The organism is Amycolatopsis sp. Hca4, assembly GCF_013364075.1.
In the GTDB taxonomy this organism is placed as follows: Bacteria; Actinomycetota; Actinomycetes; order Mycobacteriales; family Pseudonocardiaceae; genus Amycolatopsis.
Genome location: NZ_CP054925.1, coordinates 1,925,544 through 1,941,385, shown reverse-complemented (window position 1 = coordinate 1,941,385; position 15,842 = coordinate 1,925,544). Strand labels below are relative to the sequence as shown.

Annotated in this window: 3 protein-coding genes; all 3 read left to right on the top strand. The window is 76.0% G+C overall.

Annotation, left to right across the window (positions count from 1 at the left end):
- Positions 1-2: 2 nt before the first annotated feature.
- From HUT10_RS08560 to HUT10_RS08550, 3 genes are read left to right on the top strand one after another with little or no spacing between them, the layout of a single operon-like run.
- Positions 3-9,593, top strand: coding sequence for a type I polyketide synthase (locus HUT10_RS08560; RefSeq protein ID WP_176170679.1), 9,591 nt, complete (start codon positions 3-5; stop codon positions 9,591-9,593).
- A gap of 1 nt (position 9,594) precedes the next feature.
- Entirely contained in the window at positions 9,595-13,035 is a 3,441-nt protein-coding gene (locus HUT10_RS08555) for a type I polyketide synthase (protein WP_176170678.1), read from the top strand.
- Positions 13,002-15,650 carry a type I polyketide synthase gene (locus tag HUT10_RS08550; RefSeq protein ID WP_176170677.1) on the top strand — a complete coding sequence of 883 codons (2,649 nt, stop codon included), beginning with the start codon at positions 13,002-13,004 and terminating at the stop codon, positions 15,648-15,650. Before HUT10_RS08555 ends, HUT10_RS08550 begins: the two co-directional genes overlap by 34 nt.
- Positions 15,651-15,842: the final 192 nt, after the last annotated feature.

Sequence of the window (15,842 nt, the reverse complement as noted above, 5' to 3'; positions counted from 1 at the left end):
CGATGACCACCACGCCCGAACAGATCGTCGAGGCCCTGCGCGCCGCGCTCAAGGAGAACGAGCGGCTCAAGCACCGGAACCGGGAACTGACCGCCGGGGCCGCCGAGCCGATCGCCGTCGTCGGGATGAGCTGCCGGTTCCCCGGCGGCGTCCGGGAGCCGGCGGACCTGTGGCAGGTCGTCACCTCCGGCGCCGACGTCATCTCCGGGTTCCCCAACGACCGCGGCTGGGACCTCGACGCGCTCTACAGCGCCGACCGCGAACGGCCGGGCACCACCTACACGCGCTCGGGCGGCTTCCTCGACGGCGTCGCCGACTTCGACCCGGCCTTCTTCGGGATCAGCCCGCGCGAAGCCCTCTCGATGGACCCGCAGCAGCGGCTGCTGCTCGAAGCCTCGTGGGAGGCGATCGAGCACGCGCGGATCGACCCGCTTTCCCTGCGCGGCAGCCGGACCGGGGTGTTCGCGGGGCTCGTCTACCACGACTACGGGTCCTGGCTGAGCCGGGCGCCGGAGGACCTCGAGGGCTACCTCAGCACCGGGATCTCCGGCAGCGTCGCCTCGGGCCGGATCTCCTACACCCTCGGCCTGGCCGGTCCCGCGGTCACCGTCGACACGGCGTGCTCGTCGTCGCTGGTGGCCCTGCACCTGGCTTGTGAATCCCTGCGCCGCGGCGAATGCGCGCTGGCGCTGGCCGGCGGGGTCGCCGTGCTGGCGACGCCGATGATGTTCGTCGAGTTCGCCCGGCAGGGTGCGCTGTCGGCCGACGGGCGGTGCCGCTCGTTCGCCGCCGGCGCCGACGGGACGGCGCTGAGCGAAGGCGTCGGCATGCTGCTGGTCGAGCGGCTGTCCGACGCGCGGCGGCTGGGGCACCCGGTGCTCGCGGTCGTCCGGGGCTCGGCGATCAACTCCGACGGGGCGAGCAGCGGCCTGACCGCCCCGAACGGACCGGCGCAGCAGCAGGTGATCCGGTCCGCGCTGGCGAACGCCGGACTGTCCCCATCGGACGTCGACGTGGTGGAGGCCCACGGTACCGGCACCCGGCTGGGCGACCCGATCGAGGCGCAGGCCCTCCTGGCCACCTACGGCCAGGACCGGGAAACCCCGCTGTGGCTGGGCTCGGTGAAGTCCAACCTCGGCCACACCCAGGCCGCGGCGGGTGTCGCGAGCATCGTCAAGCTGGTGCAGGCGATGCGCCACGGCGTGCTGCCGAAGTCCCTGCACCTCGACGAGCCGACCCCGCAGGTGGACTGGACCGCGGGAGCGATCTCCCCGCTGTCCGAACCGGTGCCGTGGCCGGAGACCGGCCGCCCGCGGCGGGCGGGGGTGTCGTCGTTCGGGATCTCCGGGACCAACGCGCACGTCGTCCTCGAGCAGGCGCCGGAGGGCGGCGAACCGGGCACGCACGAGGGTGTGGTGCCCTGGGTGGTCACCGGCGCGACCCCGGCCGCGGCCCGGGACCAGGCCGCGCGCCTGCGTGCCTTCGCGGCGGAACACCCGGAACTGTCCCCGTCGGACATCGGGTTTTCCCTGCTCACCACCCGGTCCGCGTGGGAGCACCGGATCGTCGTCGCCGGTGCGGATCGGGACACCCTGCTGGCGGCGTTCGAGACCGTGCGGCCGCGGCGGGTCGCGGGCGGGAAGCCCGCGTTCCTCTTCACCGGCCAGGGCAGCCAGCGCCGGGGGATGGGGCGCGAGCTGCACGAGCGGTACCCGGTGTACGCGCGGGCCTTCGACGAAGCGTGCGCCGCCGCGGGGATCGACCGCGACCTCGTGCTCGGTGGCGCCGAGCTGACCCGGACGGATCTGGCCCAGCCGGCGATCTTCGCCCTGGAAGTGGCGCTCTACCGGCTGTTCGAGTCGTGGGGTGCCCGCCCGGACCGGCTGGCGGGCCATTCGGTCGGCGAGCTCGCGGCGGCCCACGCCGCCGGGGTGCTTTCCCTGGCCGACGCCGGAAAGCTGGTCGCCGCCCGTGGGAGGCTGCTGCAGGCCCTGCCGGAGACCGGTGCGATGGTCGCGATCCAGGCGGCCGAAGCCGAAGTGCGTCCGCGGCTGGCCGCCACCGCCGACATCGCCGCCGTCAACGGGCCCGAAGCCGTCGTCGTCTCCGGTGCCGAAGACGCCGTTGCCGCGATCGCCGCCCACTTCACCGGACTCGGGCGGCGGACCAAGCGGCTCGACGTGTCGCACGCCTTCCATTCGCCCCTGGTCGAGCCGATGCTGGAAGAATTCCGGGCGGTCGCCGCCGGGCTGTCCTACGCGCGGCCCCGGATTCCGCTCGTCTCGGCCGTCTCGCCGTCGGCGGACCCGGCCACTCCCGGCTACTGGGTCGAGCACGTGCGCGCGACCGTCCGCTTCGCCGACGCGGTCGGCGCGCTGGCCGAGGCGGGCGTGACGACCTGCGTCGAACTCGGGCCGGACGCCGTGCTGTCCGCGATGGGTGCCGAGTGCGCCGAAGACCTCACCTTCGTCCCCGCCCTGCGAGCGGGGGAGGCCGAGACCGTCACCGCCGTGACCGCGCTCGGGCACGTCCGGGACGCCGACTGGCCGGCGTTCTTCGCCGGCGCGCGGACCGTCGACCTGCCTGCCTACGCCTTCCAGCGCGAGCGGTTCTGGCTCGAGCACGACCAGCCTGCCGGCGATCCGTGGCGCTACCGGATCACGTGGCCGGCCCTGCCGGAGCGGCCCGCGACCCCGCCATCGGGCACCTGGCTGGTCCTGCTCCCGGCCGATGGCGCGTCCTGGGCCGGGGAGATCCGCCAGGCCCTGGATCCGGACGCCGTCACCGTCACGCTCGACACCGGCCTCGACCGCCACGCCGTTGCCGAACGCCTTCACGCCGCACTGGGCGACACGACCCCCGCCGGTGTTCTTTCGCTCCTGGCCGCCGGGACCACGCCCCATCCCGGGCACCCGGAGATCCCGGCGGGGCTGGCGCTCACCACCGTCGCCCTGCAAGCCCTGGAGGGGATCGACGCGCCGTGCTGGCTCGTCACGTGGTCCGGCGTCGCGGTGGACCCGGCCGAAACCCCCGACCCCGACCAGGCCCGGATCTGGGGCCTCGGCCAGGTGGCCGCGCTGGAGGCGCCGGAGCGCGAACTCCGGCTCGCCGACGTCGCCGCCGGCGCGGTGCCGCGGTTCGCCGGCCTGCTCGGCACGGCGAGCGAGGACCGGGTCGCGGTCCGCCGGGACGCCGTCCACGGCCGTCGGCTGGTCCGGGCGGCGGCCCCCGCCACCGCGCCCGAACGGCCGTGGCGCCCGCGCGGAACGGTCCTGGTGACCGGCGGCACCGGCGCGCTCGGCGCGCACGTCGCCCGGTGGCTCGCCGAGAACGGCGCCGAGCACCTGGTCCTCGGCAGCCGCCGAGGGCTCGAAGCGCCGGGCGCCGCGGACCTGCGAGACGAACTGACCGCGCTCGGCGCCCGGGTGACCGTCGCCGCGTGCGACGTCGCCGACCGCGCCGCGCTCGCCGCGCTGCTGGCCGAGCACCCGCCGAACGCCGTCGTCCACGCCGCGGGCGTCCCGCAGTTCACCCCGCTCGACGGCACGAGCGCCGCCGAGCTGGCCCGGGTCGCCGCGCCCAAGGCCGCCGGCGCGGCCCACCTCGACGACCTGCTCGCCGGCACCGACCTGGACGCCTTCGTGCTGTTCTCCTCCATTTCGGGGGTCTGGGGTGCCGACGGCCAAGCGGCCTACGCGGCCGCGAACGCCTACCTCGACGCCCTCGCGCAGCGCCGCCGCGCTCGCGGCCTGCCGGCCACGGCCATCGCCTGGGGCGCGTGGGGCGGAACCGGGATGTCGGCCCACGACGGCGTCGAGGAGCACCTGCGCCGTCGCGGTCTCGCCGCGATGCCGCCCCGGCGCGCGGTCGCCGCGGTGCAGCACGCTCTCGACCACGGGGAAACCGCCGTCGTCGTCGCCGACATCGACTGGGCCGCCTTTGTGCCCGCCTTCACCGCCGGCCGGCCCGGCTTCCTCCTGGACGAACTACCCGAAGCACGGCGGTTCGCGGCCCCCGCCCCGGCCGGGACCACGCCGCTCGCGGCCCGGCTGGCGCAGGTGCCCGAGGCCGACCGGCTGCCCTTCGTCACCGCGCTGGTCCGCGGGCACGTCGCCGCGGTGCTCGGGCACCACGAGCCGGGCGGCGTCGACCCCGGCCGTGCCTTCCGAGAACTCGGGTTCGACTCGCTCACCGCCGTCGAGCTGCGCGACCGGCTCAACGGCGAAACCGGGCTGCGGCTGCCGGCGACCGTCGTGTTCGACCACCCGGACGTCACCGCGCTCGCCGCGGAACTGCACCGCACGGCGCTGGGAACCGTCCTCGGCGAAACTGCGGCCGCACCTGTCGCCGCCGACGAGCAGATCGCCGTCGTCGGCATCGCCTGCCGGTTCCCCGGCGGTGCCGGCACGCCGGAGGAGTTCTGGGACCTCGTCCGCGAGGGCCGCGACGCCGTCTCGGGCTTCCCGGCCGACCGCGGCTGGGACCTCGATGACCTGTACGACCCCGAGCCGGGCCTCCCCGGCAAGACCTACACCCGCTCCGGCGGCTTCCTCGACGACGCCGCCGGGTTCGACGCCGCGTTCTTCGGCATCAGCCCGCGGGAGGCCAGGGCGATGGACCCGCAGCAGCGCCTGCTGCTGGAGATCTCGTGGGAGGCCGTCGAACGCGCCGGCCTGGATCCGCACGGCCTGCGCGGCAGCCGCACCGGCGTGTTCGCCGGCGTGACGCACCAGGGCTACGGCCCGCCGTGGGACTCGGCCGCCGGAGCCGCGGCCGGGCACCTGCTCACCGGCATCGCCTCCAGCGTCGTGGCCGGCCGGGTGGCCTACACCTTCGGCCTGGAAGGCCCGGCCCTGTCGATCGACACGTCGTGTTCGTCGTCCCTGGTGGCGCTGCACCTGGCGGCCGAGTCGCTGCGGCGCGGCGAATGCACACTGGCACTGGCCGGCGGCGTGACCGTGATGAGCAATCCCGGCGCGTTCGTCGAGTTCGGGCGGCAGCGCGGGCTGGCCCCGGACGGGCGGTGCAAGCCGTTCTCGGCCGCCGCCGACGGGACGGCCTGGGGCGAAGGCGCGGGTGTGCTCCTGCTGGAACGGCTCTCCGACGCCGAGCGCCACGGCCACGAGGTGCTGGCGGTGATCCGCGGTTCCGCGGTCAACTCCGACGGCGCGAGCAACGGCCTCACCGCGCCGAACGGCCCTTCGCAGCAACGGGTGATCCGGGACGCGCTGGCGCGGGCCGGGCTCCGGCCGTCCGAAGTGGACGTCGTGGAAGCGCACGGCACCGGCACGGAACTCGGCGACCCGATCGAGGCGCAGGCACTGCTGGCGACCTACGGCCAGGACCGGGAAACGCCGCTGTGGCTGGGTTCGGTGAAGTCGAACATCGGGCACACGCAGGCGGCGGCCGGGGTGGCCGGGGTGATCAAGATGGTGGCGGCGATGCGGCACGGCGTGCTGCCGCGGACGTTGCACGCCGACGAGCCGACGCCGCAGGTGGACTGGACCGCGGGCGCGGTGCGGCTGCTCACCGAGGCCGTGGCGTGGCCCGACGGCGGCCGGCCGCGCCGGGCCGGTGTCTCGTCGTTCGGCATGAGCGGCACCAACGCGCACGTCGTGCTCGAACAGGCACCGGTGCGCGAGCGCCCGCGACCGGCCCCGGCCCCGGCGGCCGGGCCGCTGGTCCTGTCGGCGAAGACCGGGACCGCGCTGGCCGCGCAGGCCGCCCGCTTGCTGTCCCACGTGGATGGTGAAGAGGACGTCCGGTGGGCGGATCTGGGTGCGTCCCTGGCCGCACGCCCGCTGTTCGAGCACCGCGCCGTGGTGCTGCCGGCCGCGGACCCGCGGGCGGCGCTGCAGGCACTCGCGGCGGGCGGCCCGGCGTCCTCGGTGGTCTCCGGCGCCGCGACGAGCCCCGGCCGGACCGTGTTCGTCTTCCCCGGCCAGGGCGGCCAGTGGGCGGGGATGGGTGCGCGGCTGCTGCGCGAGTCGGAGGTGTTCGCCAAGCGGATGGCCGAATGCGACGCCGCACTGGGCGAGTTCGCCGGCTGGTCGGTGACCGGCGTGCTGCTCGGCGAACCCGGTGCACCAGGCCTGGACCGCGTCGACGTCGTGCAACCGGCGTTGTTCGCGATGATGGTTTCCCTGGCCCGGCTCTGGCAGTCCGCCGGCGTCGAGCCGGACGCGGTCGTCGGGCACTCGCAGGGCGAGATCGCCGCGGCGTGCGTCTCCGGTGCACTGTCCCTTTCGGACGCCGCGCGCGTGGTCACCTTGCGCAGCAAGGCATTGGGCGAGCTGGCCGGGCAGGGCGGGATGGTCTCGGTCGCCCTGCCCGTAGCCGCGGCGGCGGACCTGCCGGCCCGCTGGGGCGGCCGGCTCGCGCTCGCCGCCGTCAACGGGCCGTCGTCCACAGTGGTCTCGGGTGATCCCGATGCACTGGGTGAGCTGATCGCGTACTGCGACGGCGAAGGCGTGCGGGCCCGGGCGGTGCCGGTGGACTACGCCTCGCACTCGGCGCACGTCGAGCGGATCCACGACCGGCTGCTGCGCGAGCTGGCCCCGATCCGGCCGCGGGTGCCCGAGATCGCGTTCTGGTCGACCGTCACCGGCGAACGGCTGGGCGGCCCGGCGACGGACGCCGGTTACTGGTACCGGAACCTGCGGCAGACCGTGCTGCTCGAACCGGTCGTCGAGCGGCTCGCCGGGCTGGGGCACACGGCGTTCGTCGAGGTCGGGCCGCACCCGGTGCTGCTGAACGCGCTGCTGGAAACCGTCGAGAACCGGGGCGCCGACGCGGTGGTGACCGGCACCCTGCGCCGCGACGACGGCGGCACGGACCGGTTCGCCGAATCGGTGGCCACCCTGCACGTGCGGGGTGTTCCCGTCGACTGGCGGTCGTTCTTCCCGGACGCGCGGCGCGTCCCGCTGCCCACCTACCCGTTCGAGCGCGAGCGGTTCTGGCTGGACCGCGGTGCGCCGTCCGGCGGTTCGCCGGACGGGCCACCCGGCTCCGGGCACCCGCTGCTCGGCGCGGTCGTCGCCGTCGCCGGGCGCGCGGAAGTCGCGTTCGCCGGACGGCTGAGCGTCGCGCGACAGCCGTGGCTCGCCGATCACGCCGTGCACGGCGTGATCCTGTTCCCCGGCACCGGTTTCCTCGAACTCGCGAGCGCCGCGGGCGAGCGGACCGGGTGCCCGGACGTCGGCGAACTGACGCTCGAAGCACCGCTGGTGCTCGGGACGACCGGCACCGTCGAGACGCAGGTGCTGGTCGGTGCGCCGGACGAGTCGGGACGGCGGTCCGTCACCGTCCACTCCCGGACCGGTGGCGAGGAGACCTGGACGCGTCACGCCACCGGGGTGCTGTCGGCGGGCGCGCCGACCGCGACCGGACTGCCCGGCTGGCCGCCGCCCGGAGCGGTTCCCGTCGACCTGGCCGGCTTCTACGACGACCTCGCCGAGCGGGGTTACGGCTACGGCCCGGCCTTCCGCGGCCTGCACGCGGCCTGGGTGGCAGGCGACGACGTCTACGCCGAGGTCCGCCTCCCGGACGGCTGCGCACCGGACTCCTTCGGGCTGCACCCGGCGTTGCTGGACGCCGCGCTGCACGCGTCCGGGCTGCGGAACGCCCCGGACGGCCTGCCGTTCTCGTGGACCGGCTACACGCGGTTCGCGGCGGAGGCCACCGCGGTGCGCGTCCGGCTGTCCCCGGCCGGCGACGGGCTCGCGGTGACCGTCACGAGCGAGACCGGGGAACCGGTCGCCCGGATCGGCGCGCTGGTGACGCGGCCGGTCCCCGAACCGGCCCGCCCGGCCGCCGACGGGCTGCACCGGCTCGACTGGGTGCCCGTCGCGGCCCCGGCCGAGCCGACGGCGAGCTGGACCGCGGTGTCCACAGTGGATGACGTGGCGACGGCGAGCGGGATCCTGCTGGCCGGGTTCGCCGCCGAGGACGGCGATCCGGCGGGGACCGTCCGCCGGACGACGTTCCGGGCGCTGGAACTCGTGCAGGCCTTCCTCGGCGACGACCACCGCGCCGGGACCGACCGGCTCGTGCTGCACACCCGCGGCGGCGTCGCGGCCACGGCCGGGGAGCTGCCGGACCCGGCGCAGGCCGCGCTCTGGGGCCTGGTGCGCTCCGCGCAGTCCGAGCACCCCGGCCGGTTCGTGCTCGTGGACGACCCGGCGGGCGACCACCTCGCGGCAGCTGTCGCCCTCGGCGAGCCGCAGGTGGCCGTCCGGGACGGCGAGTTCCGCGTCCCGCGCCTGACCCGGGCGGACCCCGGCGAGGCGGCTCCGGCGTGGGGCGGCGGGACCGTGCTGGTCACCGGCGCCTCCGGGCTGATCGGCGGCCTGGTGGCCCGGCGGCTGGTCGGCCACCACGGCGTCACCCGGCTCGCGCTGCTCGGCAGGCGCGGGGCCGGCAGCCCGGAAGCCGCCGCCTTGCTGGCGGAGTTGCGCGACCGGGGTGCCGACGTCAGCTGGCACGCGTGCGACGCGGCGGACCGGGCCGCGCTGGCCGAGGTCGTGGCCGGCCTGCCGGACCTCACCGCGGTCGTGCACGCGGCGGGTGCGCTGGACGATGGCGTCGTCACGGCCCTGACCCCCGAGCGGATCGAGACGGTGCTGCGGCCCAAGCTCGACGCGGCACTGGCCCTGCACGAGGTGACGAAGGACCACGACCTGGCGGCGTTCCTGCTGTTCTCGTCGGCGGCGGGCTTGCTGGGGACGGCCGGGCAAGCCGGTTACGCGGCCTCGAACGCCTTCCTCGACGCGTTCGCCCGGCGGTTGCGCGCCGCGGGCGTGCCGGCGAAGGCGCTGGCCTGGGGCCTGTGGGCCGAGCCGAGCGGGATGAGCGGCGGCCTCGGCGACGTCTACCTCGCCCGCGGCGCCCGGATCGGCCTGCTCCCGCTGTCCTCGGACCAGGGCCTCGAACTGTTCGACGCGGCGCTGGCCGTGGACGACGCCGTCGTCGTCCCGGTGCGCGTCGACACGACCGTCCTGCGCTCGGCGGAGGATCCGGCCGAGGTCCCGGCGGTGCTGCGCGGCCTGGCCGGGCCGCCGCGGCGGCGGGACACCGGCCGCGGCCCGGACCCGGCCGGCTTCGCGCGGCGGGTGCGCGGCGCGGCCCCGGCGGAGCGCGCCGAAGCCGTGCTCGGCCTGGTGCGGCAGCTGACCGCGGACGCGCTGGGATTCACGTCCGCCGCGGCGGTCCGCGACGACCGCGGGTTCCTGGAGATCGGCTTCGACTCGCTGATCGCCGTGGAGTTCCGCAACCGGCTCAGCGCCGCCACCGGCGTCAAACTGCCGAGCACGCTGGTCTTCGACCACCCGTCGCCGGCCGCGGTGGCCGCGTTCACCGAGGCCCGGCTCGCCGGGGACGCCGACGACACCGCGGCCGCGGCCCTCGCCGGCCTCGACGGCGTGGCCGCCGCGCTCCGGACCGCCGGGCCGGAAGCGCGGGCCCGGATCCTCACCCGCCTGCAGGCCCTTGCCGCCGATCCGGGCGCCGCACCGGACGACGGCCCCCGTGACCTCGACGGGGCGTCCGACGAAGAACTCTTCGACCTCATCGACAACGACTTCGGGGTGGCGTGACATGGCCGAGCAGGACCAGCTCCGCACCTATCTCAAGCGCGCGGTCACCGAGGCACGCGACGCCCGGCAGAAACTGCGCGAACTCGAAGAGCGGGCCAGGGAGCCGATCGCGATCATCGGGACGGCCTGCCGCTTTCCCGGCGGGGCCGAGTCGCCGGAGCAGCTGTGGCGGCTGGTCGCCGACGGTGTCGACGCGGTCGGCGAGTTCCCGGCCGACCGGGGCTGGGACCTCGGCGGGCTGTTCGACCCCGACCCCGACCACCCCGGCACGTCCACCACCGCGGCGGGCGCGTTCCTGCCCGGCGCGGCCGAGTTCGACGCCGGGTTCTTCGGGATCAGCCCGCGCGAGGCACTGGCCACCGATCCGCAGCACCGGCTGCTGCTGGAGACGGCCTGGGAAGCGGTGGAACGCGCCCGGATCGACCCGGCGTCGCTGCGCGGCACCCGCACGGGAGTGTTCGCCGGGGTCATCTACACCGAGTACGGCGCCCGGGTCTGGAACGGCAGGGCGCCGGAAGGACTCGAGGGCTTCCTCGGCACGGGCAGCGCGGGCGGTATCGCCTCCGGCCGGATCGCCTACACCCTCGGTCTCGAAGGCCCGGCGATCACGGTGGACACGGCGTGCTCGTCGGCGCTGGTGGCGCTGCACCTGGCGAGCGAGTCGCTGCGGCGGGGGGAATGCACGCTCGCACTGGCCGGCGGGGTCACCGTCCTGGCCACGCCGGCTGCGTTCCTCGAGTTCTCCCGGCAGCGCGGCCTCGCCCCGGACGGCCGGTGCAAGCCGTTCGCCGCCGCGGCGGACGGCACCGGCTGGGCCGAAGGAGCCGGGATCCTGCTGCTGGAACGGCTGTCCGAAGCCCGTCGCCGCGGTCACCCGGTGCTGGCGGTGATCCGCGGCTCGGCGGTCAACTCCGACGGCGCGAGCAGCGGCCTGACCGCGCCGAACGGACCCGCGCAGCAGCGCGTGATCCGGGCGGCACTGGCGAACGCCGGCCTGTCCACCGCGGACGTCGACGCCGTCGAAGCGCACGGCACCGGCACGAAACTGGGCGACCCGATCGAAGCGCAGGCGGTGCTGGCGACGTACGGCCGGGACCGGCCGGGGGACCGGCCCTTGTGGCTGGGTTCGGTGAAGTCGAACATCGGGCACACGCAGGCGGCGGCGGGGGTGGCCGGGGTCATCAAGATGGTCGAGGCGATGCGCCGTGGGGTGCTGCCGCGGACGTTGCACGTCGACGAGCCGACCCCGCAGGTGGACTGGACAGAGGGGGCGGTGCGGCTGCTCACCGAGGCGGTGGCGTGGCCGGAGACCGGACGCCCCCGCCGGGCCGGGGTGTCGGCGTTCGGGCTGTCCGGGACGAACGCGCACGTGATCGTCGAGCAGGTGCCCTCGGACGGGGAACCGGCGCCGGGCCCGGAAACCGTGGTGGTGCCCTGGGTGCTGTCCGGCCGGACCGCGCAGGCCGTGCGTGACCAGGCCGCCCGCTTGGCGTCCTTCGTGGCGGAGCGGCCGGAACTGTCCGTTGTGGACATCGCGTGGTCACTGGCCGTCACGCGGTCCCGGTTCGGGTACCGGGCGGTGGCCGCCGGAGCGGACCGGACGGCGCTGCTCGACGCGCTCGCGCGGGTCCAAGCCGAACCGGCCGCCGAGGGCAAGGTGGCGTTCCTGTTCTCCGGCCAGGGTGCCCAGCGCGCCGGCATGGGCCGTCAGCTGTACGACCGGTTCCCGGTCTACGCCGAGGCCTTCGACGCGGTGTGTGTGCGGTTCCCGCTGCCGGTGCGGGAAGTCGTCTTCGGGGACGCCGAAGCCCTTGACCGCACCGAGTACGCGCAGCCGGCGTTGTTCGCGGTCGAGGTCGCGCTGTTCCGCCTGCTGGAGTCGTGGGGCCTGCTCCCGGACGCGCTGGCCGGGCATTCGATCGGCGAGATCGCGGCCGCGCACGCCGCGGGGATCCTCTCGCTCGACGACGCCGCGACGCTGGTCGCCGCCCGTGGCGCGCTGATGCAGGCCCTGCCCGCGGGCGGGGCGATGACCGCCGTCGAGGCCACCGAGGCCGAAGTGCGCCCGCACCTGGGGGACACGACCGGGATCGCCGCCGTCAACGGGCCGCGGGCGGTCGTGGTGTCCGGGGCGCGGGCGGACGTCGAGCGGATCGCGGAGACGTTCGCCCGGCAGGGCCGCCGGACGAAGGCCCTCGCCGTGTCGCACGCGTTCCACTCACCGCTGATGGAGCCGATGCTGGCGAAGTTCCGCCGCGTCGTCGAAGGCCTCACCTTCGCCGAGCCGCGGATCCCGGTGCACTCGACGGTGTCCCGCGCCGCCAGCATGTCCACTGTGGACTACTGGGTGTCGCACGTCCGTGCGACCGTGCGCTTCGCCGACGCCGTCGAGGAGCTGCGGACCGCGGGCGTGACGACCGGGCTGGAACTCGGGCCCGGCGGCGTGCTGTCCGGGATGGGCCCGGCCTGCACCGGCGACATCCGCTTCGTGCCCGGGCTGCGGGACGGGCGGCCGGAGCCGGAAACGCTCTTCGGCGCGCTCGCGACGCTGGCGCCGGACTGGGCGGCGGTGGTCGCGGAGGGCCGCACTGTCGACTTGCCGACCTACGCCTTCCAGCGCGAGCGCTTCTGGCTCCGGGAGCCGCCGCGGACGGGGGACGTCGAAGCCGCCGGGCTCACCGCGATCGGGCACCCGCTGCTCACCGCGTGCGTGCCGGTGCCGTCGACCGGTGAACTGGTGCTGACCGGGCGGCTCCCGGCCGCGGCCGGGTCGTGGACTGGCGACCACGAGGTGCTGGGCAAGCGGCTGCTGCCCGGGGCCGCCGTCGTGGAGCTGGTGCTGCGGGCCGCGGAGGAAGCCGGGTGCGGGCAGCTGGAAGAACTGACGCTCGAGGCCCCGCTGGTCCTGCCGGACGAGGCGACCCGCGTCCAGGTGGTGCTCGGCGCGCCCGAGCCGTCGGGCCGCCGCACGGTCGGCGTGCACGCGCAGACCGGCGAAGGGCCGTGGACGCGGCACGCGACGGGGTCCGTCCTCGTGGCGGCGGGCGAGGAGCCCGGCGAGGTACCGGACTGGCCACCGGCGGGCGAGGAGCTGTCCGTCCCGGAGCTGCACGACGACCTGGCGGCCGCGGGACTCGGCTACGGCCCGGCGTTCCAGGGCCTCGACGCCGCGTGGCGAGCGGGCGAGGAGGTGTTCGCCGAGGTGACGCTGCCGGTCGACGCGGACGGGTTCGGCATCCACCCGGCCCTGCTCGACGCGGCCCTGCACGCGGCGGCACGCCTCGCGTCGGCGGCGGAGCCGGGAGTACCGCGGCTGCCGTTCGCGTGGAGTGGCGTCCGCCTGCACGCGGAGGGGGCGCCGAGCCTGCGGGTCCGGCTCGCCCCGGCCGGGGAGAGGCGCTTTCGCTGGTGGCGTGGGATCCGGCCGGCCGGCCGGTGCTGACGGTGGAGTCCCTGGTCCTTCGCCCGGCCGGCCGGCTGGGCGACCGGCCCCTGGCGGGCGAGCTCCTGCGGGTCGACTGGCCCGGGCTGCCACTCGCGGCGGCCGAGCAGGCGGCGTGGCCGGTGGTCGGCCCGGCACCGGAACACGTGACGGTGTCGGCGAAGTACGGCGACCTGGCGGAGCTGGGCCGGGCCCTCGACGCGGGGACGGCGGTGCCGCCGGTGGTGCTGGCCACGGTACCTGCCGGTGACCCGGGCACGGCCGACGCCGGCCTGGGTGCCACGGTCCCGCGCGCCGTCCCGGCTGCGTCCGCCGTCGGCGGCGCAGGCACGGGGGCCGTGCGCGCCGCCGCCGTTCGTGATGCCGTCCAGCGCACCCTCGCCCTCGCCCGTTCCTGGGTCGAAGACGCGCGGTTCGACGGCTCGAAACTCGTGCTCGTCACCGGCAACGCGGTCGCCGCCCCCGCTCCCGATCTGGTCCAAGCCCCACTCTGGGGCCTGCTGCGGTCGGCGCAGGCGGAGCACCCGGACCGGTTCGTCCTCGTCGACAGCGACGCCACCGAAGCCTCCGCCGCAGCGCTCGCCGGTGCCGTGGCCACCGGTGAGCCGCAGCTCGTGCTCCGCGACGGCGCCGCCCGCGTGCCCCGGCTGACCGCCGCCGCCTCCTCTGCCGGGCCGGTCGCCTTCGACCGCGACGGAACCGTTCTCCTCACCGGTGGCTCCGGGGACCTGGCCCGCGTGCTCGCCCGGCACCTCGTCCGCGTCCACGGGGTGCGGCACCTGCTGCTCGCCGCCCGGCGGCCGGAACGGGCCGCCGACCTCGCCGCCGAGCTGACCGGCGCGGGCGCCGACGTGACCGTCGCCGCCTGTGACGTCGCCGATCGGGAAGCCGTTCGCGCGCTGCTCGCCGGGGTGCCCGCCGCGCATCCGCTCACCGTCGTGCTGCACACCGCCGGCGTGCTCGATGACGGCGTGCTCACCTCGCTGCGGCCCGGACAGCTCGACGCCGTTCTGCGACCGAAGGTCGACGGGGGCCTGGTCCTCGACGAGCTGACCCGGGATCTCGGCCTGGCGGCGTTCGTCCTGTTCTCCTCGGCCGCCGGCCAGTTCGGCGCGCCGGGACAGGCAGGCTACGCCGCCGCGAACGCCTTCGCCGACGCGCTGGCCCAGCGGCGCCGGGCCGACGGCCTGCCCGCGACGGCCCTCGCCTGGGGCCTGTGGCAGCAGGACGGCGGCATGGCGGGCGGTCTCGGCGCCGCCGACCGGAACCGGATGGCCCGCGCCGGCGTCGTCGCACTGTCCGAAGAGGATGGTCTGCGGCTCTTCGACGCGGCGCTCGCCGGTGAAGAGGCGGTCGTGGTGCCGATCGGGCTCGACCGGGCCGCGCTCCGGAACTCCGGCGAGCGAGTGCCGGCGCTGCTGCGCGGGCTGGTCCGGGCCCCCGTCCGGCGGGCGGCGAAAACCGCGCCCGGTTCCGCCGGGTCGTTCGCCGGCGAGCTCGCCGGACTGTCCGAGGAGGACCGCCGGGCCCGCGTCCTGGAGCTGGTGCGGCAGGAGGCCGCCGTCGTGCTCGGCCACGCGGGCGCGGACGCGATCACCGCCGGGCAGCCCTTCCTCGAAGCCGGGTTCGACTCGCTCACGGCGGTCGAACTGCGCAACCGCCTCGCCGCGGCGACCGGGACGCGGCTGCCCGTGTCGGTCGTCTTCGACCTGGCCACGCCCGCGGCGCTGGCCGGCCGCCTCACCGGGGAGCTGGCGCCCGGCCGGCCCGCCGCCCCGGCGGACGAGGGCGACACCGTCAACGCCCTGTACCGCCAGGCCTGGGAACGGCGGGACATCGTCGCCGGCAACGAGTTCCTCCGCGCGGCGGCGCGGCTGCGGCCCAAGTACGACGACGCGGCATACCTGGCGGAACTGCCGCCGCCGGTCAACCTGGCCACCGGCCCCGCGCGGCCGCGGCTGATCTGCATCCCCACGCTGGCGGCGTCGTCGAGCCCGCTGCACTACGCGCGGTTCGCGGCCGAACTGCAAGGCGTCAGGGACGTCTCGGTCGTGTACCTGCCGGGGTACGCCGACGCGCGGGAGAAGCTGCCGGCGTCGTTCGACGCGATGGCCGGTCTCCTGGCGGATTCGGTGGAGCGGGCCGCGGACGGGGAGCCGTTCGCGCTGGTCGGCTATTCGGCGGGGGGCTGGCTGGCCACGGCGGCGGCACTGCGCCTGGAGGACCGCGGCCGCACCCCGGCGGGCGTGGTCCTCGTCGACACGTACTTCTTCGACGCGGACCTGCCGCTGATCGAGCCGACCCTGGCCGACGAGATGTTCGCGCGCGAGGACTTCTTCGGCCGCATCGGCCACGCCCGGCTCACCGGGATGGGCGGCCACCTCAACGTGCTGGACACGTTCACCCCGCGCGCGACGAAGGCGCCGATGCTGTTCGTCCGGGCCCTGGACCCGCTCCCCTCGGAGGGCGACGGCGTCGGTCCCGACCACCCCATCTGGCGGCACGAGATCCCTTTCGCCGACGAGACGGTCGAGGTGCCGGGGAACCACATGAACGTGATGGAACAGGAGAACGGGCGGGAGGTGGCACGCGTGGTCGACCGGTGGCTCGCCTGAGCGTCCCCGAACCGGAGTTCGCGGCTCGGCTCCAGCCTTGAGGTGCAATCGGCTGATCGCCAACCGTGCCCCTGCTAATCTCCCGTGCGGGGTGCCGGTGAACAGGCCGGCAATGAGGGGGGCGGAACAGGTGCGGGTTCGAAGACTGGCTGTCGCGGCGGTTGTCCTCGGTGTGGGTGGGGTCAGTTCGGC

What these genes read in the sequence shown, in the direction of transcription:
- HUT10_RS08560 (WP_176170679.1), top strand. Translation starts at nt 3, where the DNA reads ATGACCACCACGCCCGAACAGATCGTCGAGGCCCTGCGCGCCGCGCTC.
- HUT10_RS08555 (WP_176170678.1), top strand. Translation starts at nt 9,595, where the DNA reads ATGGCCGAGCAGGACCAGCTCCGCACCTATCTCAAGCGCGCGGTCACC.